The organism is Dictyobacter vulcani (assembly GCF_008974265.1).
Taxonomy (GTDB): Bacteria; Chloroflexota; Ktedonobacteria; order Ktedonobacterales; family Ktedonobacteraceae; genus Dictyobacter; species Dictyobacter vulcani.
Genome location: NZ_BKZW01000004.1, coordinates 200,677 through 222,265, shown reverse-complemented (window position 1 = coordinate 222,265; position 21,589 = coordinate 200,677). Strand labels below are relative to the sequence as shown.

Annotated in this window: 27 protein-coding genes and 3 pseudogenes; 21 read left to right on the top strand and 9 right to left on the bottom strand. The window is 51.4% G+C overall.

Annotation, left to right across the window (positions count from 1 at the left end; genetic code table 11):
- Positions 1 to 59 precede the first annotated feature (59 nt).
- From KDW_RS32050 to KDW_RS28300, 8 genes are all read left to right on the top strand, one after another.
- Positions 60 to 215 (top strand): hypothetical protein, encoded by a 156-nt coding sequence (locus KDW_RS32050; RefSeq protein WP_162005694.1) that lies wholly within the window; start codon positions 60 to 62, stop codon positions 213 to 215.
- Positions 212 to 1,114, top strand: coding sequence for a TauD/TfdA family dioxygenase (locus KDW_RS28330; RefSeq protein ID WP_151759270.1), 903 nt, complete (start codon positions 212 to 214; stop codon positions 1,112 to 1,114). The genes KDW_RS32050 and KDW_RS28330 overlap by 4 nt, the downstream gene beginning before the upstream one ends.
- A gap of 233 nt (positions 1,115 to 1,347) precedes the next feature.
- The gene (locus KDW_RS28325; protein WP_151759269.1) at positions 1,348 to 1,671 is read left to right on the top strand and encodes an RNA polymerase sigma factor; all 324 of its coding nucleotides are present in this window, start codon (positions 1,348 to 1,350) and stop codon (positions 1,669 to 1,671) included.
- A 16-nt stretch (positions 1,672 to 1,687) separates the two neighbouring features.
- Positions 1,688 to 2,398 (top strand): hypothetical protein, encoded by a 711-nt coding sequence (locus tag KDW_RS28320; RefSeq protein WP_151759268.1) that lies wholly within the window; start codon positions 1,688 to 1,690, stop codon positions 2,396 to 2,398.
- Entirely contained in the window at positions 2,398 to 2,604 is a 207-nt protein-coding gene (locus tag KDW_RS28315) for a hypothetical protein (protein WP_151759267.1), read from the top strand. The genes KDW_RS28320 and KDW_RS28315 overlap by 1 nt, the downstream gene beginning before the upstream one ends.
- A complete protein-coding gene (locus KDW_RS28310; protein ID WP_151759266.1) occupies positions 2,577 to 2,807 on the top strand; it encodes a hypothetical protein in 231 nt (76 codons plus the stop codon). Before KDW_RS28315 ends, KDW_RS28310 begins: the two co-directional genes overlap by 28 nt.
- Positions 2,808 to 2,830: 23 nt before the next feature.
- Complete coding sequence (locus KDW_RS28305; RefSeq protein ID WP_151759265.1) at positions 2,831 to 3,181, top strand: hypothetical protein; 351 nt, start codon at positions 2,831 to 2,833, stop codon at positions 3,179 to 3,181.
- A gap of 106 nt (positions 3,182 to 3,287) precedes the next feature.
- A complete protein-coding gene (locus KDW_RS28300; RefSeq protein WP_151759264.1) occupies positions 3,288 to 4,190 on the top strand; it encodes an ABC transporter ATP-binding protein in 903 nt (300 codons plus the stop codon).
- A gap of 86 nt (positions 4,191 to 4,276) precedes the next feature.
- On the opposite strand, the gene KDW_RS32045 is transcribed toward KDW_RS28300, so the two are convergent.
- Positions 4,277 to 4,651 carry a hypothetical protein gene (locus KDW_RS32045; RefSeq protein ID WP_162005693.1) on the bottom strand — a complete coding sequence of 125 codons (375 nt, stop codon included), beginning with the start codon at positions 4,649 to 4,651 and terminating at the stop codon, positions 4,277 to 4,279.
- A 422-nt stretch (positions 4,652 to 5,073) separates the two neighbouring features.
- Here KDW_RS32045 and KDW_RS28285 point away from each other — a divergent pair, with 422 nt between their 5' ends.
- The 6 genes from KDW_RS28285 (at position 5,074) to KDW_RS28265 (ending at position 9,519) form a co-directional block, all read left to right on the top strand.
- Positions 5,074 to 5,337 (top strand): hypothetical protein, encoded by a 264-nt coding sequence (locus KDW_RS28285; RefSeq protein ID WP_151759261.1) that lies wholly within the window; start codon positions 5,074 to 5,076, stop codon positions 5,335 to 5,337.
- Between the two features lie 179 nt (positions 5,338 to 5,516).
- A complete protein-coding gene (locus KDW_RS33300) occupies positions 5,517 to 5,882 on the top strand; it encodes an ATP-dependent Clp protease ATP-binding subunit (RefSeq protein ID WP_198925637.1) in 366 nt (121 codons plus the stop codon).
- 14 nt (positions 5,883 to 5,896) lie between these two features.
- Complete coding sequence (locus tag KDW_RS28280; RefSeq protein ID WP_198925635.1) at positions 5,897 to 7,549, top strand: AAA family ATPase; 1,653 nt, start codon at positions 5,897 to 5,899, stop codon at positions 7,547 to 7,549.
- 8 nt (positions 7,550 to 7,557) lie between these two features.
- A complete protein-coding gene (locus KDW_RS28275) occupies positions 7,558 to 8,481 on the top strand; it encodes an ABC transporter ATP-binding protein (RefSeq protein ID WP_151759260.1) in 924 nt (307 codons plus the stop codon).
- 64 nt (positions 8,482 to 8,545) lie between these two features.
- On the top strand, positions 8,546 to 8,785 hold the full coding sequence (locus tag KDW_RS28270) for a hypothetical protein (protein ID WP_151759259.1): 240 nt from the start codon (positions 8,546 to 8,548) through the stop codon (positions 8,783 to 8,785).
- A complete protein-coding gene (locus KDW_RS28265) occupies positions 8,782 to 9,519 on the top strand; it encodes an ABC transporter permease subunit (protein WP_151759258.1) in 738 nt (245 codons plus the stop codon). Before KDW_RS28270 ends, KDW_RS28265 begins: the two co-directional genes overlap by 4 nt.
- Positions 9,520 to 9,698: 179 nt before the next feature.
- On the opposite strand, the gene KDW_RS28260 is transcribed toward KDW_RS28265, so the two are convergent.
- The gene (locus KDW_RS28260) at positions 9,699 to 10,295 is read right to left on the bottom strand and encodes a hypothetical protein (RefSeq protein ID WP_151759257.1); all 597 of its coding nucleotides are present in this window, start codon (positions 10,293 to 10,295) and stop codon (positions 9,699 to 9,701) included.
- 164 nt (positions 10,296 to 10,459) lie between these two features.
- On the opposite strand from KDW_RS28260, the pseudogene KDW_RS36240 reads away from it, so the two are divergent.
- Together KDW_RS36240 and KDW_RS36235 are read left to right on the top strand one after the other, a co-directional pair.
- A pseudogene (locus KDW_RS36240) lies at positions 10,460 to 10,750 on the top strand (glutamate--tRNA ligase family protein); the annotation flags it as partial.
- A 1-nt stretch (position 10,751) separates the two neighbouring features.
- Positions 10,752 to 11,018 carry a hypothetical protein gene (locus KDW_RS36235; RefSeq protein WP_371876291.1) on the top strand — a complete coding sequence of 89 codons (267 nt, stop codon included), beginning with the start codon at positions 10,752 to 10,754 and terminating at the stop codon, positions 11,016 to 11,018.
- Positions 11,019 to 11,353: 335 nt separating this feature from the next.
- Here the strand turns inward: KDW_RS36235 and KDW_RS32040 are convergent, their stop codons facing one another.
- The gene (locus KDW_RS32040; RefSeq protein WP_162005692.1) at positions 11,354 to 11,512 is read right to left on the bottom strand and encodes a hypothetical protein; all 159 of its coding nucleotides are present in this window, start codon (positions 11,510 to 11,512) and stop codon (positions 11,354 to 11,356) included.
- Positions 11,513 to 11,869: 357 nt separating this feature from the next.
- Here KDW_RS32040 and KDW_RS28245 point away from each other — a divergent pair, with 357 nt between their 5' ends.
- From KDW_RS28245 to KDW_RS28235, 3 genes are all read left to right on the top strand, one after another.
- The gene (locus KDW_RS28245; RefSeq protein ID WP_151759254.1) at positions 11,870 to 12,064 is read left to right on the top strand and encodes a hypothetical protein; all 195 of its coding nucleotides are present in this window, start codon (positions 11,870 to 11,872) and stop codon (positions 12,062 to 12,064) included.
- A gap of 243 nt (positions 12,065 to 12,307) precedes the next feature.
- Positions 12,308 to 13,054: a hypothetical protein gene (locus tag KDW_RS28240; RefSeq protein WP_151759253.1), complete on the top strand. Its 747-nt coding sequence runs from the start codon at positions 12,308 to 12,310 to the stop codon at positions 13,052 to 13,054.
- 80 nt (positions 13,055 to 13,134) lie between these two features.
- Positions 13,135 to 13,575, top strand: a complete 441-nt coding sequence (locus tag KDW_RS28235; RefSeq protein WP_162005691.1) for a TolB-like translocation protein — start codon at positions 13,135 to 13,137, stop codon at positions 13,573 to 13,575.
- A 104-nt stretch (positions 13,576 to 13,679) separates the two neighbouring features.
- Here KDW_RS28235 and KDW_RS28230 read toward each other — a convergent pair.
- A pseudogene (locus KDW_RS28230) lies at positions 13,680 to 15,158 on the bottom strand (aldehyde dehydrogenase family protein).
- A 123-nt stretch (positions 15,159 to 15,281) separates the two neighbouring features.
- The gene (locus KDW_RS28225; RefSeq protein WP_151759251.1) at positions 15,282 to 16,094 is read right to left on the bottom strand and encodes a hypothetical protein; all 813 of its coding nucleotides are present in this window, start codon (positions 16,092 to 16,094) and stop codon (positions 15,282 to 15,284) included.
- 489 nt (positions 16,095 to 16,583) lie between these two features.
- Between KDW_RS28225 and KDW_RS28220 the strand changes: the two genes are divergently transcribed.
- Positions 16,584 to 17,630, top strand: coding sequence for a hypothetical protein (locus KDW_RS28220; RefSeq protein WP_233097960.1), 1,047 nt, complete (start codon positions 16,584 to 16,586; stop codon positions 17,628 to 17,630).
- Positions 17,631 to 17,673: 43 nt separating this feature from the next.
- On the opposite strand, the gene KDW_RS28215 is transcribed toward KDW_RS28220, so the two are convergent.
- The 4 genes and pseudogenes from KDW_RS28215 to KDW_RS28200 form a co-directional block, all read right to left on the bottom strand.
- Complete coding sequence (locus KDW_RS28215; protein ID WP_151759250.1) at positions 17,674 to 17,892, bottom strand: hypothetical protein; 219 nt, start codon at positions 17,890 to 17,892, stop codon at positions 17,674 to 17,676.
- Positions 17,893 to 18,109: 217 nt separating this feature from the next.
- Positions 18,110 to 18,613, bottom strand: a complete 504-nt coding sequence (locus KDW_RS28210) for a hypothetical protein (RefSeq protein WP_162005690.1) — start codon at positions 18,611 to 18,613, stop codon at positions 18,110 to 18,112.
- Between the two features lie 26 nt (positions 18,614 to 18,639).
- Positions 18,640 to 18,786 (bottom strand): annotated as a pseudogene (locus tag KDW_RS36230) (zf-HC2 domain-containing protein); the annotation flags it as partial.
- A 64-nt stretch (positions 18,787 to 18,850) separates the two neighbouring features.
- The gene (locus KDW_RS28200) at positions 18,851 to 19,450 is read right to left on the bottom strand and encodes an RNA polymerase sigma factor (protein WP_269822549.1); all 600 of its coding nucleotides are present in this window, start codon (positions 19,448 to 19,450) and stop codon (positions 18,851 to 18,853) included.
- Between the two features lie 1,286 nt (positions 19,451 to 20,736).
- Between KDW_RS28200 and KDW_RS28195 the strand changes: the two genes are divergently transcribed.
- Positions 20,737 to 21,525 carry a YncE family protein gene (locus tag KDW_RS28195; protein ID WP_151759247.1) on the top strand — a complete coding sequence of 263 codons (789 nt, stop codon included), beginning with the start codon at positions 20,737 to 20,739 and terminating at the stop codon, positions 21,523 to 21,525.
- The last annotated feature ends 64 nt before the right edge of the window (positions 21,526 to 21,589 follow it).

Sequence of the window (21,589 nt, the reverse complement as noted above, 5' to 3'; positions counted from 1 at the left end):
TTCGATATATTGTTTTTTTCTGTTACATTTTGCGATTCATGATGAAAGGGTATACAACCATGGCATCTACAATGGGACCAAAAGCAAGCTTGAAAAAAGGTATTCAGCGCAAACGTGAAGAGCTTGATTTGTCGGCAATGCGTCTGACCAATGAGAGCTATTTTAGCCCGGACAATACGCTGCCGCTGATCATTCAGCCTGCGATGGAGGGGTGAATCTGGCGAACTGGGCCAGCAATAACCTGGGCTATATTCGTGAGCAGCTGGCCAAACATGGCGGTATCCTGTTCCGCAATTTCCATATCGATAGCCCGGCCAAATTTGAAAATTTCGCCAAGGCCATCGGGACCGAGCTGTTTGATGAGTATGGCGACCTGCCACGTGAGGATCCCGGCAGTAAGGTCTATGGCTCAACACCATATCCCGCCGACAAATCGATCCTCTTCCATAACGAGAGCTCACATATGCATCGCTGGCCGATGAAGATCTTTTTCTATTGCGTCAAGCCGGCGGAAAAAGGTGGCGCGACCCCGATCATCGATTGCCGCAAGATCTATAACGAGCTGGATCCGGCGATCATTAAAAAGATGAGCGAGAAGAAGTTGCTGTATGTGCGCAACTTTGTGACTGGACTCGATGTGAGCTGGCAGCAGTTCTTCCAGACCTCGAATCGGGCGGCGGTCGAAGCTTATTGTAAGCGTGCCGGCATTGAATATGAGTGGAAAGAGAACGACCAGCTCTCGACACGCCAGCTGTGTAACGCCGTCTCACGCCATCCACACACCGGCGAGATGCTCTTCTTCAACCAGGTCCAGCTGCACCACATTTCCTGTCTGGATGCCTCCACACGCGACTCGATGCTGGCCATGTTCGACGAAAAGGACCTGCCCCGCAACGTCTACTACGGCGATGGCAGCCCTATTGAAAGTTCCGTCATGGACGAGATCAATACATTGTTTGATCGCTTAGCCGTACGCTTCCAGTGGCAGGCAACAGATGTCATCATGCTCGATAACATGATGGTCTCGCATTCACGCGATCCCTTTGAGGGCACCCGCAAAATCATGGTCGCCATGGCTGAAATCGTCTCGCAGGACGAAATGCCCACAATATAATAAAAATGCCAGTAAAGCTTATTACTTCTTGCAGGTAGTAAAAGTACGCAATAGACAGCATGACAGAGGCATTAAATACCGTTACACTGAGAACGTGACAAAGAATGTGTGATTAAACATTCTTATGTATATTAATAAAGGTGGAACGGTACACTCACAGTACTGATTTTATTGCAGATATGCTGAGATAATGCCTTTGTCTCGCTCTCCATCAAGTAAAGGAGAACCTTGCAATGAATCCAATCAAGACTGTAGATATCATGCAATTAACCAACGATTTTGAGAAAACCTTCGTTGAAATTGAGCACGTGTACCGTCCACGCTTCCAGAATGTTGTGTATTGCCTGATTGGTAACACGCAGGCCACCGAAGAGATTTTGAATGAGATTTTTAGCCGCGCCTACAACATGCTTGGTCAATGCTCAGCCATCCAATTGAAGCGCATCAACGTTGACCAATGGCTCTGTACGCTGGCCTTGAACGTCACCAATACCTGGCTCTCAACACACGCGAACCTGATATACGACACCACATCTTTGTCATCATTAGCATCTTAGTCTGGAGGAAACAACATTGTTTACTCGCGTATCATATGAGCTGCGCGTCATGGGGAAACGGATCATCTGGGTCCCCATCGCGCTCGCGGCGGGCTTTATCGCCTTTGCCTTTTTGCTACACTTCATGGGAGTAAAAATGGAACGTTTCATTTCATCAGGATTTGAAATGTTTCTACCCATTATCACAGGCGTGATCGTAGCAACATCGGCCACCCAGGATCCAGCCCTGGAGATCCAGTTGACCATGCCACGGAAATATCATAATACGTCAATCTTCCGCCTGGCCGTGATTGTCCTCTGGTCGATCGCCATTGGCCTGCTGGTTGCGATCATCCCAAGCGTTCTGCATCTGACATTTTTGCCCGATCAACTGAAAAAGAGCAGCCCCGTATTCCAGTTCCTGGGCTTGCAGTATTCCTGGATTGCCACCACCATCTGGTTCGTCGCCGTCGCCCTGGTCGCATCACTCTTAACCAGGAACCGCTCGGCCAGTAGTGCCATCCTGGGAGCAATCTGGATCGTACAGGTCCTGTTCATGGCTCACCTGGTCGAAACCACCAGCTGGTTGCAGCCACTGTTCCTGTTCCCAACCATTGTAGCGCCACAAATTAACTTCTGGACAACCAATCGCCTGGAAGTACTGTTGACCGGTCTGGTACTCCTCCCGGTAGGCTGGTGGCTTCTCCACAATACAGAAGGATTATTGAAAGGTGCGAGTGAAGAATAATGGCTGACACACTGAGTGTACTCCGAGGCGCCTGCGCCTACGAGTTCAAAATGCAGTTTAAACGTCCGACCGTCTGGATTGCCATGATCCTGGTTGAGCTCTTCATGCTGGGTATCATGACCCGGGTGCCAGAATTCAACAATGTGCTGGTCATCTCAAACAATTCCCGATCCTGCGCGTGGTGGTCTACTGGACCGACCTGCTGAATTATATTTTGCCGGTCGCCTTCGGTATCCTGCTGGCCGATCGTCTGCAAAGAGACAAACGTACACGCGTCGATGAGATATTTACCTCCACGCCCAGCTCACATACAGCCCGACTCTATGGGAAATTCCTGGGCGCGACCATCGCGACCGCGCTCCCGATTCTCTTACTCTTCGTGTTGGCATCGGCGTCATCGTCGCGCTGACCGGTAACGCCGTGGCAATCCCCATGGCCCTGGCCACCTTTGCCACCGTCGTTATTCCAGGACTCATCTTTGTGGGAGCCTTCTCGGTGAGCGTGCCCGCCTTTATCTGGGGTCCACTCTACCAGATCGGCTTTGTCGGCTACTGGTTCTGGGGCAATCTCTATCAGCCCAAAGGCATTCCAACCATCAGTACAACCATCCTGACACCAGCCGGCGGCTACATGAGCCTGGGCTTCTTCGGCACCAGCATCTTCCCGGTCGCCAAATCCAACGCCTTCCAGGGCATTGAAAGTATGCTGCTCCTGATCGCGCTGGCACTGCTGGTCATTCTGGTGGTCAGCAAATTACAACAATGGCGCCAGGCCAAAATGTAAGACAGATCCGCGCTTGCTTTTTACGACAGGTGTGCGAAACACGCCACACTTTTTACAGTACACATTCAGCCATCAGCAAAAGATAGAACAGAAGGAGAAACAGAGAGTGGAGATTCATATCAAAGATCTAGAAAAAGTCTATCGCGGTAATGTCCACGCCTTGAACGGCCTGACCCTGGATATCCCTAATGGTATGTTTGGTCTGCTTGGACCCAATGGTGCCGGTAAGACCACCCTGATGCGTATCCTGGCCGGTATCCTGCATGGCACCTCTGGCGAGCTCTATGTGGGCGAACACAACGGCATGACCCCACAGGGCCGTACCGAGATCAAACGCTTGCTCGGCTATCTACCACAGGACCTGGGAGTCTACCCGGACCTGAGTGCCCGTGAGTTCCTGGATTACATCGGTATCCTGAAAGGCCTGAGCGACAAAAAAGCTCGCCATCAGCGCGTAGAGGAGCTCCTGGAGCTGGTCGCGCTGAAACAGGTCGCCAACCGCAAACTCAAAACCTACTCGGGTGGTATGAAACGCCGCGCCGGCATCGCCCAGGCACTCTTAAACGATCCCAAGTTCCTGATCGTCGACGAGCCCACCGCTGGCCTGGATCCAGAGGAGCGCATCCGCTTCCGTAACCTGCTCTCCAGCCTTGGAGGCAACCGTGTCGTATTGCTCTCGACCCATATCGTCGAAGACATCGCCCAGACCTGCCAGAATATCGCCATGATGCGCAGCGGCCAGGTCATCTTCAAAGGCACACTCAATGGCCTGATCAAAGAAACCCAGAACAAAGTCTGGCACATCACCACCAGTGGTCCATTGCAACAGGACAACCAGGGCTTCGTGATCGTCTCAAGCATGAACATGGGCGCGAACATGCAGTACAGAATTGTCGGCACGCCACCGGCCAACATGTCCGCCACACCCGTCGAGCCCAATCTCGAAGACGGCTACGTCTGGTTAATGCACGCACCCAATCACCAGCCAAGCCTCGCTACCGCCAACTAATCTCTGTTGCAGCCGCAAGCGCGGCCGGTACGGTTCCATATCCAGGATGTTAGCCACTAACATCCTGGATTATTTCGCGGGCCAGGCTATGTTAGTCCTGACTCTTTTCGTCCAGAGGATAATGCTCGATCGCGACATAGGTCAGAGTATCCCAGGCGTTGTGGATACCGACGAAGAGCAGCAAATATCATTACCGCGCCAATACAAAACAGGGACGGCATCGGATAGCTGGAAAGCAAAAGCCCGGCAACGATGAGTGCGGTATAAGAAATAAATGGAATGGTCACATGCCAGAGCCAATCTTCCATGACCGGCTCATAGGTATTCTGACGGATTGTTCGCCGTAACACGACGACCGCATAGCCAACGCCTGCCAGACCACAGAGGTCGATGACAAAGCCAGCAGTCCAGAGTTCCTGCCAAGGGCACTGAGCGTGGCGGCGATAAAGAGCGCGGCACAAAAATGCACCACGTTGGGTGTGCCGAAGGCCGCGAGTGATCCGCTCGATCTTTGTGAGCGCAAGCCTGCGATCAACGTAACCACTATGAACATTAATCCAGTCAACGCCGCCGCAGCGGACCCAATGATCACATAAAAATTTGCCCAGCTAGCCAGCGGTGACGCCATAGCCGCTTGCATCATAGAGTTCCCTTTCAACCAATAAGACAGATAAGAAGACGCTGCTATGCCTCGGATAAAAACAATTCAGTATAACACAAACATGATGAAGGCCCCCATGAAGGCCAATACGTTTCGTTTAAGCATTTTTGTGGTTGCAAAAGCTGTTGTGGAAAAAAGCAGCGGATCATCCGTGGAGAGGGCGCCACACGCGGAGGCCGGCATGCGGCGTGATGGTGGAGCGAGGGGCTCAACGAGCATCGCATGCCTGTGGCGCCTACACCGCGACGGATCCTGTTTCGTGATCCTTTCCGCACCGGTACGGGGAGTATCCACGCGCTCTCCCACCACGTTGCTAGCGAGCAGGCGACGGCACACACGATCCCTGTAGGCGCCACAGCACTGCGAGTCGTTCTTGCACGCTGGCCTGCGCAAACGCAGCAGGGCGGCCTCCGCGTGTGGCGCCCTCTCCACGTACACCTTGCTTGCTGGTCACGTCGAACCATCTCTCAACGCCTCGCTAAGTAAAAAGTATTACCCATGAAGGCTGCCGCTACGGACGAGATGCTTTTAACGCTGCAATTAACGCTCGGGCAAACGCTGGGATGAGTATGATTGCATCAAAATGACCGTTACATTTTTTCTTACCTATTGTGATGCATTTACAGTAGGTGCGAGAAGCAGAAAAAGAAAGGAGCCTGGAAGCTATGAAATGTGAACGTTGTCAGATCAATCTAGCACGGGTTCGCATTGACCATGCCAATAATGGACAGGCAGCATCCAGTTTTCTCTGCTCGTTTTGTCTGAGAGAGTTGATTAGCCAGGGCAATACAGCGGATGCATTTCCACTTAATGATACACATAATGCTTCCAGTCCAGTCCACGAAAAAGAGCAGATGCCTAAGATTGAGCCGCCGAAGGCACCCAGTAGCACGCCGACCCTGGATCACTATGGCCGCGACCTGACCCTGGAAGCCGCAAAGGGCAAGCTGGATCCCACGGTCCAGCGCGATCATATTTTGCGCCGCCTGATCACGGTCCTGGGCGACGGCAGAAAAATAATCCGGTCCTGATCGGGGAGCCGGGCGTGGGTAAGACGGCGATTGTCGAGGGACTGGCGCACAGGATCCAGCAAGGGGATGTGCCGGTGACGCTGCAGAATAAACGTATTATCTCGCTCTCGATGGGTAGCCTGCTGGCGGGCTCGTCGCTCCGTGGTCAGTTTGAGCAACGCTTAAAGATGTTGATTGATGAAGTGCAACGTTCACCTGAAATCATTATTTTTATTGATGAGCTCCATACCGTCATCAACACCGGCGCGGCGAGGGGCGCTGGGTGCCGCCGATATTATGAAGCCGGCCCTGGCCCGTGGCGAGCTGCGCTGTATCGGGGCCACGACCTGAAAGAATATCGCCAGGATGTCGAGAAAGATCCGGCGCTGGAACGGCGTTTCCAGCCGATCCTGGTCGATGAGCCATCGGTCGAAGAGGCCACCGCCATGCTGCAGACCCTGCGCCCACACTATGAAGCCTTCCATAAAGTCTCGATCACCGATGAGGCCATTCAGGGCGCGGTCAAACTCTCTAATCGCTATATCGCTGATCGCTTCTTGCCCGATAAAGCTATCGATGTTATGGATGAAGCATGTTCGATGCTGCATCTGGACCAGCTTGAGCAGGCAACAACACATATTCAGGCCACGGTTACGCTTGAGCATGTGGCACGCATCGTTGCTTTATGGGCCAACATTCCCGTCAATCAGATCCTCAAAAATGAGCACCACCACCTACACAGCCTGGAAGCCGATCTACACAAATACGTGATTGGTCAGGACGAAGCCGTCGCGGCGGTCAGTAATGCGATTCGGCGCTCCTATACCGGCTTAAAGGATCAGAATCGTCCCATCGGCTCATTCCTCTTCCTGGGCCAGACCGGGGTTGGCAAGACCGAGATGGCCAAAGCGCTGGCAATCGAGCTCTTTGGTTCCGAGGAGCGCCTGATCAGGATGGATATGTCGGAATATAGTGAGCAGCATTCGGTCGCACGCCTCTTCGGGAGTCCACCTGGCTATGTGGGCTATGAGCAGGCCGGCCAGCTCACCGAGCAGATTCGACGCCGTCCCTATAGTATCATACTCTTTGACGAGATCGAGAAAGCTCATCCCAATGTCTTCAATGCCCTGCTCCAGATCTTTGATGATGGCCGCCTGACCGATGGCCACGGACGCACCATCGATTTTAAAAACACCATCTTGATCATGACCAGCAACGTCGGCAGCAATGTACTCAAACGCGGCGTCTCCCTGGGTTTCCAGGCCAAAAACAAAGAGCTCACCCAGGAAGAAAACTATCCACCCCAGGTGGCCGAAGCCCTCAAGCAACACTTCAGTCCAGAGTTCTTGAATCGCATCGACCAAATTATCCTCTTCCAATCCTTACAATCCCAGGAACTCTATCAAATCGTGAATCTGCTGCTGAACCAGGTCAGAGCACGCCTGCAAGAACTGGACATTGAGCTGGTGATCAGCGACGACGTCCCGGACTTCCTGCTGGCCAAAGGCTTCCATCCCGAATATGGGGCCCGGCCGCTGCGCAGGACCATTCAGGTCTATATCGATAATGCGCTGGCCAATGCCTTGATTACCGGCGAGATTATGCGCGGACAAACGGCGGTCTTGCTGGTCGAGAACCAGAAAATCGTGGTGAGTTCCTTTGTCGCCACGCAATTGCAACTCAGCTAAAAGGACAGATGATGACACAGGATTACATCTTAGAAGCGCAGCATTTAAAGAAATATTATGGTAGCGCCCATTCGGTCGAAGATGTCTCGCTACAGGTCGAGCATGGCGAGATCCTGGGCTTTCTCGGACCCAACGGTGCCGGCAAATCCACCACGATCGGTATGCTGCTGGGCCTGATCTATCCGACCTCTGGCCGCATCTACCTGATGGGAGAAGAGGTCACGCCACTGCATACGCAGCCGCTGCAAAAGGTCGGGGCGCTGGTGGAGTTTCCAACCTTTATGCCCAATCTCTCGGCACGCGCCAATCTGAAACAACTGGCCCTGCTCTATCCACATCTGCCAGCCACACATGTGGATAAGATCCTTGAGCTGGTGGGATTAAACCACACGGACAAAAAAAAGGCCAAACATTTCTCGACCGGTATGAAGCAACGACTGGGCGTGGCCATCGCGCTCTTCAATGAACCCGGACTCTTGATCCTGGATGAGCCAACCAATGGCCTGGATCCTGCCGGCATCCATGAGTTACGTACGCTGCTACACACGCTCAAAGCCCGGGGCGTCACCATTATCCTGAGCAGCCACTTGCTGCACGAAGTTGAGCTGATCTGTGACCGTGTCGCCGTCATCCAGCAAGGCCGCGTGGTCAAACAGGGATCGATCAAGGAACTGACCAGCCAGGGCAGCGAAACGGTACGCCTGACCTTTGCGCAGCCAGCCCAGGCCGCGCAGGCGCTGCGTGGCAACCGCAGGCTACGCATCACACAGATCAAGGACAACGCCATCGACATCCAGGGCATCACCAGCGAAGAAGCCATCCTCTATCTGGTCCAGCAACAACTGGTACCCAAAGAAGTACACATCGTGCGGCCCGACCTGGAAAGTATCTTCCTGGAATTAACGGAACAGCCACAATCCACCACGGCATAACACGACCTGTAGGTTCGATCCTTGCGATCGATTACCTCGGCCACCGATAAAGAAAGGCTACAGAATGTTTTGGAATATCGTCCGGCTGGAAATGAGTAAGACCTATCAGCGGCTACTCCCATGGATCTGTCTGGGGGTGGTGGCGCTGATAGTGCTGGCGATCAGCACCGCTCTTTTCCTCTATAATATGCTCGTTCCCGGCTACCACAATACATCGTCCCTGACGTGGCCCGGATCCTTTGTGTTCGGACTCAACTTTGCGCTGGCAATTCGGCCTGGAACTCCTATGGTACCTATGCTTTGATTATTATTACTGGCATTGTCTTTGCGCAGGAATATTCGTGGGGCACCTTGCGACTCTGGCTCAGCAAAGGCATCGCACGCACCCAACTCTTTGTCGCCAAGGGTGTGCTGGCCATCTTCACGGTCCTGCTGATCGTCGGCGTCTGCCTGCTCAGTGTCGCACTGCTGAGCCTGTTCTTCTCCATCCAGCTACAACATAAAGTCCATCTGGAACAACTGGATGTCCTGCAACTGCTGCTGGCTTATCTGCGCACCATCTACGCCCTGCTGCCCTATGCGGCCCTGACCTTGCTGCTGGTCGTGCTGACGCGCTCGGGTATTATCGCCGTAGGTGGCGCGATCGCCTTCAGTACCATTTTCGAGGGACTGCTGAAATCGCTCGCGCCACGCCTGGGATCTGGCTTTATGCACATCGTGTTTTATCTCCCATCCGGCCTGGCCAGCACCTTGAGTAGTCAGAATTTTGCGCTGGCCATCTGCCGACCACGACAAGCTCATACCAGCCCTCACAGGCGCTCGCCGTGCTTGGGATCGCGCTCTACACACTCCTCTTCTTCACCCTGGCCCTCTGGAAGTTCCGCAAGCAAGATATGGCCAAGATGTAGGCCAGACTACTCGGCCGGCGATGAAGATATCGCCGCCGGTCGCGTAGTCTCATTGGAGGCCAGTGGAAAGGTGAGAGTGACAGTGGGTATAGAGGGAGTATTCGAAGGTGTCTTATGTTGCATAGCCTAGCAGGGGGAGATGTGAATACTATTGGAAAAAAGTGAGAAAATTCCACGCCCCGTGAGGGGGGCGTGACATCTGGCTCACCAAGAAATTCTGCTACCAGGAATGCGAAACGATCCTCAGGAGTTGTCGAGATATCGTCCATATTTTTATCCTTCCTGTAATAACCTGAGTCAGGAAACTATTTAGCCTTGCTGAAACCATTCAATATTGCCGCAACGAGTACAGGTATAGGTATCCGCCTCGGGACTCGTCCAGTCCAGGTGGAGTAAGGTTGCGCTACGGCTACTTAAGAGCGTAGTGCTACGCTCAAAATGCGCATGATTGCAACGTGTGCAATGCAACTCATGATCAGCCACCGTGACCGTTTCTCCGCCCTCGCCATCTGCGGCATTGAGGAACCACTGCATAAACCCACAACTGGTACAGATGTAGTTAAGAGCGGCTGGATTACCCCAATCCGTATTGAACATCGTGGTCGCTTTGTCGCTCAGTAAAGTCTCGCGCGAGATAAGCTTTTCTTCCTGGCACAAAGGACAAATCAGAGGCTGCTCATCCTGCCAGACCAGACTTTCTCCCTGCATCCCGATCGCCTTATCAAGAAACCACAATATATGCAGGCAATTGAAACAGATGTGCATGTCCGCCGTCGGATTAGTCCAATCCAGACCGAGATAGGTTTTTGTACGTGAACTTAGCAGACTATGACTTTGCTTAAAAATGTTTTGCGCACAGATCGGGCACACCAATTCCGACTCTTGATATTTTCCATCCTGAGACATATAAGAAATTCCTTTTTCTAGAGAGTTTTTGAAGCTATTAAGTAATATACGCGTATCATGGGGAATATGAGACAAACATCAGAACCATCTGGAGAATACCTCGTCCACTGCGTTTTCGCGGGGATGGGGTAAAAACGTCCACGAGCGGGAAGGCGAACAGGGACATGCACACTGATAGCTGGCTGGCTATCGCTCGTGGGGCGACTTTCGCAGCCATAAAAGCTGCCGTTACGCCTCTGGCCCGCTCCGGATCTTTTATCGTGCCACCTGTCATCTCCGTACGCTTCGCCATGCCAACGGAGGGTGAGACAATTGTCCATGACCAATTGCGCGGTACAATCACGTTCCGCAAGGCCGATATCGACGACGCTATTCTGCTCAAATCGAATGGCCTGCCCACATATCACCTGGCACATATCGTAGATGATCATCTGATGAAAATCACCCATCTGATCCATACCCCGGATCGTCCTGCGACGCACACACGATCTACTCGCCAACCTGACCACCTGGGAACAAACAATAATAGAAGAGCAGCTGCGAGCGTTAATGGCAGAGTTAGCCCTCAAACCAAGACAACTCTTCGGCACGGTCCGCGTCGCCTTAAGCGGTCGCAAAGCCACGCCGCCACTCTTCCCAATGATCGAGATACTGCAACGGCAACGCACTCTGAACCGACTTGAGCGCGCACTGATCAGCCATCACGGCCAACAGAGTCCTTAAGCGCATCCTGGTCGCTCCGTTGGGGTTCAGTGAGCAGGTCTCTCAGCGTAACGGCAGGGCCCCATGAAAGACAATCGTGAACGCCGCTCAGTCGCGGCTAGCTGCGCTCACACGATTGCAAGGTAGGGCTTGAGCCCCATACGTTTCGGTAAAGCGCTTTTGTGACCATAAAAAACAGCGAATCATACGTGGAGAGGGCGCCACACGCGGAGGCCGGCATGCGGCGTGATCATGGAGCGAGGGGCACAAAGAGCATCGCATGCCTGTGGCGCCTACACCGAGACGGATCCTGTGTCGTGATCCTCTTCGAGAAGGTACGGGGAGGATCCACGCGCTCACCCACCACGTTGCGGTGTGAGCAGGCAACGGCACGGCACACACGATCCCTGGAGGCGCCACAGCACTGCGCGTCGTTCGAGTACGCTGGCCTGCGCAAACGCAGCAGTGCGGCCTCCGCGTGTGGCGCCCTCTCCACGTACACGACGCCACGCCATACTGTTGAGGTTATCTCCTTCAACGAAACGTATTGGGTCTTACGCCTGCAATCTGGTCACGTACGAGTAGGCACCACCCAGACGCGAAACACGCTTTTATACGCTCGCCTCACTACGATCACATGTGTGAGGAACATTTCATATGTGGACGGTCCGCAGGCTCAAGCCCTACCTTGCAATCGTATGAGCGCAGCTAGCCGCGACTGAGCGGCGTTCACGATTGTCTTTCATGGGGCCCTGCCGTTACGCTGAGAAGCGGCTCGCGGTTCTCCGGCGTCTCAGTCGCCGAAGCCGCTAAGTGAAACGTATTGGCATTCACGGCTGCCGGTACAATCATGCCAGGATGTGAGCGTTTTTGTGCGTCTTCAAAGCGTCACCATTCCCGCGCTGACAATCAGTGGCTGGTATGATCTCTTTCTACTCAATGACCTGTACCACTATGATCCGCATAATCCAGTCCCGACCAGAGGCGGAAAGAACATTGATCCAAAGCAGCAAGGGAATCCAGGACCATTCGATCAGCGCGAGATCGAGGATGAGCGCGAAAGGTAGGAATTTTCGGCTTAAAAATGCTCGATAGCATGGAGATGGTGTGCAGATGATGCGCAGATGGTGTGGGAATTGAGCACAGGAAAGGGCATACTTAAGGCATATGCCTTTCTGTTTATCAAGGAGAAAAATATGTTCCCTAAATCTGTACGCCAATCACTTGCCTGTTTTTTTCTTCTGCTTATGGCTCTGCTGATCACTGCTTGTGATTACCAGGTAACAAGGGGTGCTGCAGGAATTGTAACTATGGGGGTGACGACGCAAACAAACTGCCCGGGACAGGGACGTGGACGAGCGGCAGTCATGCCGCCGCTCACTATTCTGGAGCATCCGGGGGTGGTCTATCTGTGGTGGTACAACACACATGCGACTGTGCGCAAATATGATACGCTCACCGGCGAGAATCATGATCTGTTTACCACGCATAGTGGCAACGCCAACGTGACAGCGAATGTCTCACCCGATGGCCACTGGATTATTATTAACGAACTCACAGATGCGGGCGTGACGGCCATTGAACTCGTTAATGTCAATGGTTCATATAAACAAACCGTGTACTGCTCACAACGAAATAGTTCCCTCAGCGGGGTACTACTTTCTCCCGACCAGCATTCCCTGATTTTTAACGAACAAAATCAACATAAACAGACAGATACATTGAATATCCTGGATATGACCACCGGAAAAGTACGGACAGTGCTTTCATCACTGCAACCTGGTTATCCAGGTGCTCCGGCACCACAGCAAGCGGTAGGTGGAACACCAGCACAAGCCAGTAGTCAGCAGCCAGCAGTTGAACCTCGCTATGCGAGTCAGTTTATGCCACAGCCTGGATTGCCTCCCATGAAAATGTATATTCCTCTCAAATGGATAAGCAATAGCAGCCTCTACTTAATGGGCACATCTATGTTACCATCCAGTGCCCAATGCCCCAAAATCTCTACCAATTACTCGATATCCACAAGCCTGTCGCTCAACAGCATACGAATGTGAAATCGCTCACGGCATCACTGAAACAATTCAGTTGCGAGGACTATGATATAACACCCGATCATAAACATCTGGTTTGTAGTGTGAACCCCCTCACGGGCGGAGATACCACGATACCAGCGGTCAAGATAAAACCTGTGAGCGGTGGAGCATTGCATACGCTATTCACGGCGCCACTGAACAGCCAGGTGCTCGCACGTGCACCGCGGGGCCAGATAATCCTGTTCACGGTAAACAACGATACGACCCATGTCGCGCAACTCTATCGGATCAATACGGATGGGACCGCGCTGAAACTGCTCACGAGCGCAAAGGCATCATATTACACGTATGATAACTATGGAGACAATAGTTACTTGCCGTGGACGAATGTGTCTCATGATGGCAAGCACTATGCCATTCTAAAGGGTACCAACCACACAATATCACTGGTGATTGGCAATATAGATGGAGGATCACCCACAACCATAGCTGTTTCGGACAATCTCATACTAACGCACATTGTTGGATGGACCACAGCCTAGCAAACGCTTGTCTGCTAGCCAATCCACCCAATTCGCTTCAAGAGCAATACAATGGCCAGGCTGCATAACTTACAGCCTGGCCCATCCAATGAATATGTGAAAGATCAGAGACCAATCGTGACAGCTTTGACCTCGGTATAGTTGTTCAATACCTCATGACCCATCTCACGGCCCAACCACTTTGTTTATAGCCGCCAAATGGTAAGGCCGCATCAAAGACACTATAGCAGTTGACCCACACCGTACCAGCGCGCAGCAAGCGTGCCAGTTTATGGGCCTGACTGATATCCTGGTCCAGATGCCTGCGGCCAGACCATAGATCGTATCATTGGCGAGCGCGGCGATTTCCTCCAGATCATCAAACGGCTGAGCCACCACCACCGGACCAAAGATCTCTTCGCGTACGATCTTCATATCCTTATTCGTATCCACAAGCACGGTTGGCTCAACGAAGTAGCCACGATCGCCGCGCCGCTGTCCGCCAGCGATGGGCCTGGCTCCTTCCTCGATACCTGCCTGGAGATAACCGGTGACACGAGCAAGTTGTTCATCAGAGACGAGAGGTCCCATCTGGGTCGCGGGATCAAAACCATGACCGATTTTGATCTTCTTCGCCTTTGCAGCCACACCCTCAACAACCTCATCGAAGACATTCTTCTGAATATAGAGCCGTGAACCGGCGCTACAGACTTCTCCCTGGTTGAAAAAGATAGCGTTGGCGGCACCAGAGATGGCAGTGCGCATCTCGGTATCCCCAAAAACGATATTGGGTGATTTGCCACCTAATTCCAGGGAAACTTTTTTCAGGTTTCCTGCGGCCGCCTTAAGGATCAACCGCCCGACTTCGGTAGAACCGGTGAAAGCAACCTTATCGACATCGTTATGCGCCGCCAGGGCAGCCCCGGCAGTCTCACCATAGCCTGGAACGATATTGACCACACCAGCCGGGAAACCGGCTTCGAGCACAAGCTCGCCCAGACGTAAGGCAGTGAGCGGCGTCTGTTCGGCCGGCTTCAAGATAACGGTACAACCAACGGCCAGCGCGGCACCCATTTTCCAGGCCGCCATCAAGAGAGGAAAGTTCCAGGGAATAATCTGTCCCACCACGCCAACCGGCTCACGCAGGGTGTAAGAAAAGTAGTTACCGGGCATGGGGATAGTATTGCCCTCAAGCTTGGTGGCCCAGCCTGACATATAGCGAAAATGGTCAATGGCCAGCGGCACATCACCGGCACGAGCCACGGAAAGAGGTTTACCATTATCAAGCGATTCGAGTTGCGCGAACTCCTCGCGTGCTTCTCGATCAAGTCAGCCAGGCGATACATAAGCTGTCCACGTTTTGAGGGGGACATCTTACGCCAGGGACCACTCTCAAAAGCTTTACGCGCCGCACGCACAGCACGATCAATATCCTCTTTATCGCCCTCAGCCACCTGCGCCATCACCTCACCGGTCGCAGGATTATACACCGAAAATGTTTTGCCTGAAGCGGCCTCCACCCATTGTCCATCGATAAGCATTTTTCTGGGTTGTGCAAGGAACTGACTCACTTCAGGGGAGATTTTGATTTCTGCATCGGAAATAGCCATACAAGTACCTTTCTACGTACGTATGTGATCGGACAACACTGTCCCTCACATAGTATAGCACCTGAGAACCTACAAATGATAAGAGAAGGGACTGCAGCGTACCGGCAGCGTTTGCAATTAATAAAAAAACTCATCTATTCCTATTGGGATAGAACAGTCCCAGCCGGGTATACCAGAGCAGTGGCTGAGTGCCATACTGACCATGATTACGATAATTGGTGCCAGTAGACCGACGACGGATAACCAGAGTCCCCAATTTGCTCGTGTTCTTCTGGTAGATGATCGGCGACCGAAGATAGATATGACCAGACCAACCAGCGCAAATGGTGGACTGAAGAGATAGAGCATGCCGACAAAGAAAAAACTGATCATGCCAAAGACATAGCCAACGGTTGCCAATACTGCATACGGATCTTGTACGCCTTGCTGCTCACCGGAGTTTGCCCTGAACGCCTGGATGCTCATGGTAAAAACCATGATCATGATCGGCACGGTCATACCATCGAAAAAGAGACGAAGGGCAAATGGCTTACTTAAGAAGATCACTTGATACAGCATCTCTATTATTGAGATGCTCACAAGTATAGCTATGGCATACAAAAGTGTCAATTTAGGAGGAGCGGGTGTGATCCAGCGGGGGAGAGCCAGCGGTATTCCTGACGCCTGAGCACGGCTGCTGCGTACGGTAAGCCTGGTGAGATAGCCAAGACCAAGCAACCAGATAAGAAACCAGAACACAACAAATGCAATCTGAGCAACACGATGAGGCATATCAGGGAGAGCGAATGGTGGGTATGGGAACGGAAAGACGATCTGAAAAATCAACGGACTCAACATCAACGGGCCACAGATACCAAAAAAAATAAGGATGGTACGTAGGATGGTGGTACGTGCTTGTGGGGTGATTGGAATATCCTGCCATGAATACATACGGGGAACTCCTTCAGGAATGTTTACTCATCGGATAATGTGAAGAGGACCTGATATTCAGCATGTAAAACGCTGTGGTCCCTCTTCTGGCACCACAACAATGGCAAGTCAGGTAGGATGAGCTTATTCAGAGCAAGTATACCAAAAAAAGATAGAAGTGGATAGATCGCGTAATTCCCATTTGCCTCTTAGATTGGTTTAGTTTTTTTTCGGCTATCAATAATTATGAGATGACGGCTTACATAAGAAGTTAGAGAAGATTCCTGATATAGGATAACTTGAATTGTAATAAAAAAGGATGTCTCATTATAGATTTTCAAGCATCAAAGAATACTTTTAACCAGTCTTGCAGAGGATTGAATTAAAGTAGAAATCCAATGAACTGAAAATGAATAACCATCTTTATACTTATAACTATATTTACAACCAATGTAGTAAATAAAATTGCACTCGACTTATTTTCCCTAAAAAATGAGGAGAAGCCCTGCAATGAAACGATCCCATTTTATTTTTGTGAGCACGCTGGCCTTAGTAACCGCGATCGCGCTCACCCTCGCGAGTTTTGTCACGCCTGTTAGTGCAAGCCCAAACACTGATGTCCTCCACTCTATCCACAGTATGAAAGTTAAAAAAACCTGTACGAATTGCGCCAGTGCCAGTGGTAACAATCTTAGTTACCATGGTGGCACCGGTGGCACAGGCGTCGAAACTGGCGCGGACAAAGTCTATCTGATCTACTGGGGATCACAGTGGAACAGCAATGATCCCTCCGGTGAAGCAGCCATCCAGCAAAGATTCTTCAACGGCGTCGGCGGTTCAAGCTGGAACAACTCGGTAACGCAATACTGTCAGGGCGTCGCCACTGGAACTATTACCTGTGGTTCCGCAGGCACGCATGCCACCAACCCCAGCGGTGTACTCGCCGGCGTCTGGTATGACAATGCATCCGCGGCTCCTAGCAAACCCACTCAGGCAAAACTTGCCAGCGAAGCAACCAAAGCAGCAGCCCACTTCGGCAACACAACCGCGGCTTCGAATACCAAGGTTCAGTATGTGATCAATACCGCGACGCACAATAGCGCGTCTGGTTTCGGAACACAATACTGCGCCTGGCACAGTTCGACAAGCACAAGCTACGGCAACATCGCCTACACCAACATGCCCTATATTACGGATGCAGGCTCAAGCTGCGGCGCCAACTTCGTGAACGCAGGTAGCGCGGGCCTGACCGACGGCATCACCATTGTCGGTGGTCATGAGTTCGCTGAGACCGAAACAGACATCTACCCCAGCACTGGTTGGATCGATGGCAGTGGAGCTGAGAACGGAGACAAATGCGCCTGGATCAGTTCCGGTCAGGGTGCATCAGCCAATATCTCCCTGAGCACCGGTACCTTCGCAGTCCAGTCGCTCTGGAGCAATGCATTCAACGGCAACACTGGTGGTGTGTGCTTTCCTACTAATTCTCACATTACCATAAGTTGCCTGGAGGGATCGCCAATGCCGGCGATCCCTCTTTCTTTTATGTCCTCCTGAAAACGATCTTCTTATTGCTGCTTCATAGCTGTATTCTTGCTATTTATTGTTTATCGCCCTGCCTTAGCAGTTGCCTTCGCCACTGCCGTCCCTGTCTTTCACGGATAAAGGCCCGGACACTTGGACAGGGAGGCACATTTGAGCTTTTCTCGGCCCATTGAAGGTATTCTGCTTGCGTAATCACCTTGATTGAGTCTCCCAGACGCAGGTAAAGGTGCGCTGCTTTGGCATGGCTCGAAGTTGCGGTCTGGAAATATGCCACACCAATCTTTTCTCCAGAAGGCCGAACCAGGTTATATCTGGTAGATTGTTCTGATCAACAACATACCATCCTCCAGCGACACTCGGCTCCCAGTAAAATTGCTTCAGTAGGTTCAGGTGCCAGGTAGTAGTTTTCTGTGCAGAAATCCCCTGAATAACAAGGGTTTGACCAACGCGATTCAGATATGCTACCTGTAGAACGCCTACGTGAAACGCTCCTAATTTTCCGAATGATTGGATGTGGTAGCGACATGGATGGTGCTCCCAGGATGTGAAGGAAGAAGAGAAATGACCTCAATATGAGGAACTTCTGCTGCTTGCGCAGAGCGAAATGCATAGTACAGGCGAAATCCTTGTGCCGTACCTTCAATGGTCTTGATTGCAAAGATATCTGAGCCATTCCGCACCACGGTCTGCTTTTCATCCACTACCCAAAAGTTAGGAGCGGCGGCGTTCATCTGAGTGGTTGGTGAATTATTGAATATTGTAGTCTGGGTAAGTTGGGGCAACAGCGCAACCACAAGCACGAGTACACAGAGTGCGGCAACCAGCATTCCGATTGCTCTGAGGTATGGTCGTTTCGTGACATTTTTCTGTCCCGACACCGTCGCTGCCCGTTGTGGTCTTGCGCCCAATGGCTCCAATACATCCTTCGCATCTGCACTGGTGTGGTCGTGGGCAATGGCGGTCAGGATCAACTGGCTGAAAGAGGGTAAAGACATTTGCGCTGCATATGCGCCGCGCTCTTTCAGGATAGAATTCCATGTGTGTTCAGCAGGATACGAAGACGCGGGATATCTACCAACCATTGTTGACATTCAGCACAATATACGATGTGCTGCTCAAGCTGTTCTTTTTCGCGTTCATCCAACTCATCAGTACCATAAGCATCAAGCCAGGTAACAAATTTGCTATGCTCCTCCCATGTATATCTTGAGGTTCTTTCTCATTAATCAGACTCATGATATTTCCTCTCGCTTTTCTATGCTGACATAAACAGAGCGGAGCGTATGCAGGCCTCTGCTGATACGCTTACGGGCGGCTTCCTTGCTTATATGGAATCTTTCAGCTATTTCTGCATAAGTTTCATCCAGGACAAAACGGAGTACAATACATGCGATATCTTCTTCAGAAAGACTTTTGAACACGCGCTGAAGGAGTTCGCGAGCAATGTAACTCTCTTCAATTGCCGTAGCATCCATGGCAATTCGTGGTAGGAGATTCCTGGACAGTTGTAATGCCGCCTGATGATGACGCTCATGTTTCTTAAGGAACGAGAGTGCTTTATTGGTGGCAATTTGATAAAGCCAGGGAGCCAGTGGATGTTGATCAATATAGTCTTGCTGTTCAAGTACTGCATCAGCCTTTTTTCCTGGTGCATATTGTTTAGGAGGAATCCAGCGGGGTAGTGCATAATATGCGGCGATAAAGGTCTCTTGCCCAATGTCATGAGCGTTCTCCCAACCACCAAGCAAAGCGGACACATACGTGAGGATTGGACGTTCATACGCCCCGACCAATGCGGCAAAAGCATCTTGATCCCTTTTGCCGCTTGATATATCAATAATAGCTCTTCATTTCCTGATGAGATAGGTATCATCTTCATCCTCATCCGGGAACCGAGATGCTGACATACAAACTTTTCTATCCTCTATTGCGGTCGAAGAAGACTCATTTGTAGCGCATCACATTCCACATTTCCTTACAAAGATTTTGGATATCCACTCAGAATAACTCACAAAAGAAACAAAAAGCGGACAATGATTCATGCATTACGTATATGTGTTTGACTCACCGTCCTTTAGGGGGAACCGAGATGCAGGGGCTGTCGGCGGCTGATGCGCTCAATCCTATTGAGAAGCATCCCAGCGTAACGGCAGGTCTTGCGCCTGCGATCTGGTCACGTACGAGTAGGCACCATCCAGACGCGGAACACGCTTTTATGCACTCGCCTCACCACAATCACATGTGTGAGGAACATTTCATACGTGGACGGTCCGCAGGCACAAGCCCTACCTTGCAATCGTGTGAGCGCAGCTAGCCGCGGACTGAGCGGACGTTCACGATTGTCTTTCAAAGGGCCCTACCTTGCAATCGTGTGAGCGCAGCTAGCCGCGACTGAGCGGCGTTCACGATTGTCTTTCAAAGGGCCCTACCTTGCAATCGTGTGAGCGCAGCTAGCCGCGACTGAGCGGCGTTCACGATTGTCTTTCAAAGGGCCCTACCTTGCAATCGTGTGAGCGCAGCTAGCCGCGACTGAGCGGCGTTCACGATTGTCTTTCAAAGGGCCCTACCTTGCAATCGTGTGAGCGCAGCTAGCCGCGACTGAGCGGCGTTCACGATTGTCTTTCAAAGGGCCCTACCTTGCAATCGTGTGAGCGCAGCTAGCCGCGACTGAGCGGCGTTCACGATTGTCTTTCAAAGGCCCTGCCGTTACGTTCGGAAACGTGCTCACTGAACCCCAACGGAGCGACCAGGATGCGCTTACGTTGAAAGTATTGGCCCTTGCCCCCACTTCCCTCTAAAGGACGGTGGCCAATTCCCGAGAGATTTTTTACCGATTATAGCTCAAAAAAACTAAAAAAATATATCATTAATTAAAAAATCAATAATGCTATTAAACACATTCTTGATTCATGATAATTTATAAAAATCTAAAACACAATAAACACTAAAAAATTGTCAATCACACAGGAGATTTCCAAGGCTACATAGATCATTTTGAACTCGTGAAAGCATAAATAGTGTGCAAATGATGAGAAGATGGTGCGTAGATGATGTGTCAATAGAGCACGGTACAGCTCATAATTGAGGTAGACACTTTTATGTTTATCGAGGAGGAAAAATGATACGACCTAAATCTATGCGCCTATCCTTTTTCAGTTTATTCCTTATGCTTATGGCTTCACTGTTCGCCGCATGTGGCAATCTGCCAACCACAACCGCAGCCGGATCTACAGCCATGCTCACAGCCAGAGCTACCCCAACCCCTATCCCGGTGAAGACACAGCAAAGTTGTCCGGCCAATGGCAATGGACGCGCAGCTGTGATGCCGGCGCTCACGACGCCTCAACATCAGAGCGTGGCTTACCTCTGGCAGGACAATACCCATGTTACATTAAGCAAATATGATACGAAAACACATAATAAGCAGAATTTACTAACATTTTCTATGGCACATGATTATGTAGCAGCAAATGTCTCACCAGATGGCCACTGGATTATTGTGAACCAGTCAACCGATGGGCAAACGGATGCACTCAAGCTCATCCGTGTAGATGGTAAGTATACGCAAACGCTCTACTGTGCAAAGGGTAATAATGATCTAAGCGGCGTGCTTCTTTCTCCCGACCAGCATTACCTGGTCTTTAACGAGCGCGATATAAATACCATGACCGATACCCTGAAGCTACTGGACCTGAGCACGGGCAAAATACGGGTTGTGCTGTCATCACAGCAACCCGGCTATCCTGGTGCAACGACACAGCAGCAAGCCAGTCGCCAGCAACCACAGGTCCAAATGAGCTTTGCCAGCCAGTTGATGCCGCTATCTGGACCACCTCCGATGACGATTTATATTCCCCTCAAATGGCGAGCAACAGCAGCCTCTACTTACTCGGCATGCCTATGGTAGCAGGCAGTGGCTTTCTACCTCACATTCTCTACCAATTACTGGATATCCACAAGTCTGTCGCTCA

What these genes read in the sequence shown, in the direction of transcription:
- KDW_RS28270 (WP_151759259.1), top strand. Translation starts at nt 8,546, where the DNA reads ATGTTTTGGAATATCGTCCGGCTGGAAATGAGTAAGACCTATCAGCGG.
- KDW_RS32040 (WP_162005692.1), bottom strand. Translation starts at nt 11,512, where the DNA reads ATGGCGTGGCGTCGTGTACGTGGAGAGGGCGCCACACGCGGAGGCCGC.
- KDW_RS28210 (WP_162005690.1), bottom strand. Translation starts at nt 18,613, where the DNA reads ATGTCTTTACCCTCTTTCAGCCAGTTGATCCTGACCGCCATTGCCCAC.
- KDW_RS28325 (WP_151759269.1), top strand. Translation starts at nt 1,348, where the DNA reads ATGAATCCAATCAAGACTGTAGATATCATGCAATTAACCAACGATTTT.
- KDW_RS28195 (WP_151759247.1), top strand. Translation starts at nt 20,737, where the DNA reads ATGATACGACCTAAATCTATGCGCCTATCCTTTTTCAGTTTATTCCTT.
- KDW_RS28315 (WP_151759267.1), top strand. Translation starts at nt 2,398, where the DNA reads ATGGCTGACACACTGAGTGTACTCCGAGGCGCCTGCGCCTACGAGTTC.
- KDW_RS28275 (WP_151759260.1), top strand. Translation starts at nt 7,558, where the DNA reads ATGATGACACAGGATTACATCTTAGAAGCGCAGCATTTAAAGAAATAT.
- KDW_RS28260 (WP_151759257.1), bottom strand. Translation starts at nt 10,295, where the DNA reads ATGTCTCAGGATGGAAAATATCAAGAGTCGGAATTGGTGTGCCCGATC.
- KDW_RS33300 (WP_198925637.1), top strand. Translation starts at nt 5,517, where the DNA reads ATGAAATGTGAACGTTGTCAGATCAATCTAGCACGGGTTCGCATTGAC.
- KDW_RS28305 (WP_151759265.1), top strand. Translation starts at nt 2,831, where the DNA reads ATGGCCCTGGCCACCTTTGCCACCGTCGTTATTCCAGGACTCATCTTT.
- KDW_RS28240 (WP_151759253.1), top strand. Translation starts at nt 12,308, where the DNA reads ATGGGGGTGACGACGCAAACAAACTGCCCGGGACAGGGACGTGGACGA.
- KDW_RS32050 (WP_162005694.1), top strand. Translation starts at nt 60, where the DNA reads ATGGCATCTACAATGGGACCAAAAGCAAGCTTGAAAAAAGGTATTCAG.
- KDW_RS28225 (WP_151759251.1), bottom strand. Translation starts at nt 16,094, where the DNA reads ATGTATTCATGGCAGGATATTCCAATCACCCCACAAGCACGTACCACC.
- KDW_RS28285 (WP_151759261.1), top strand. Translation starts at nt 5,074, where the DNA reads ATGCCTGTGGCGCCTACACCGCGACGGATCCTGTTTCGTGATCCTTTC.
- KDW_RS28220 (WP_233097960.1), top strand. Translation starts at nt 16,584, where the DNA reads ATGAAACGATCCCATTTTATTTTTGTGAGCACGCTGGCCTTAGTAACC.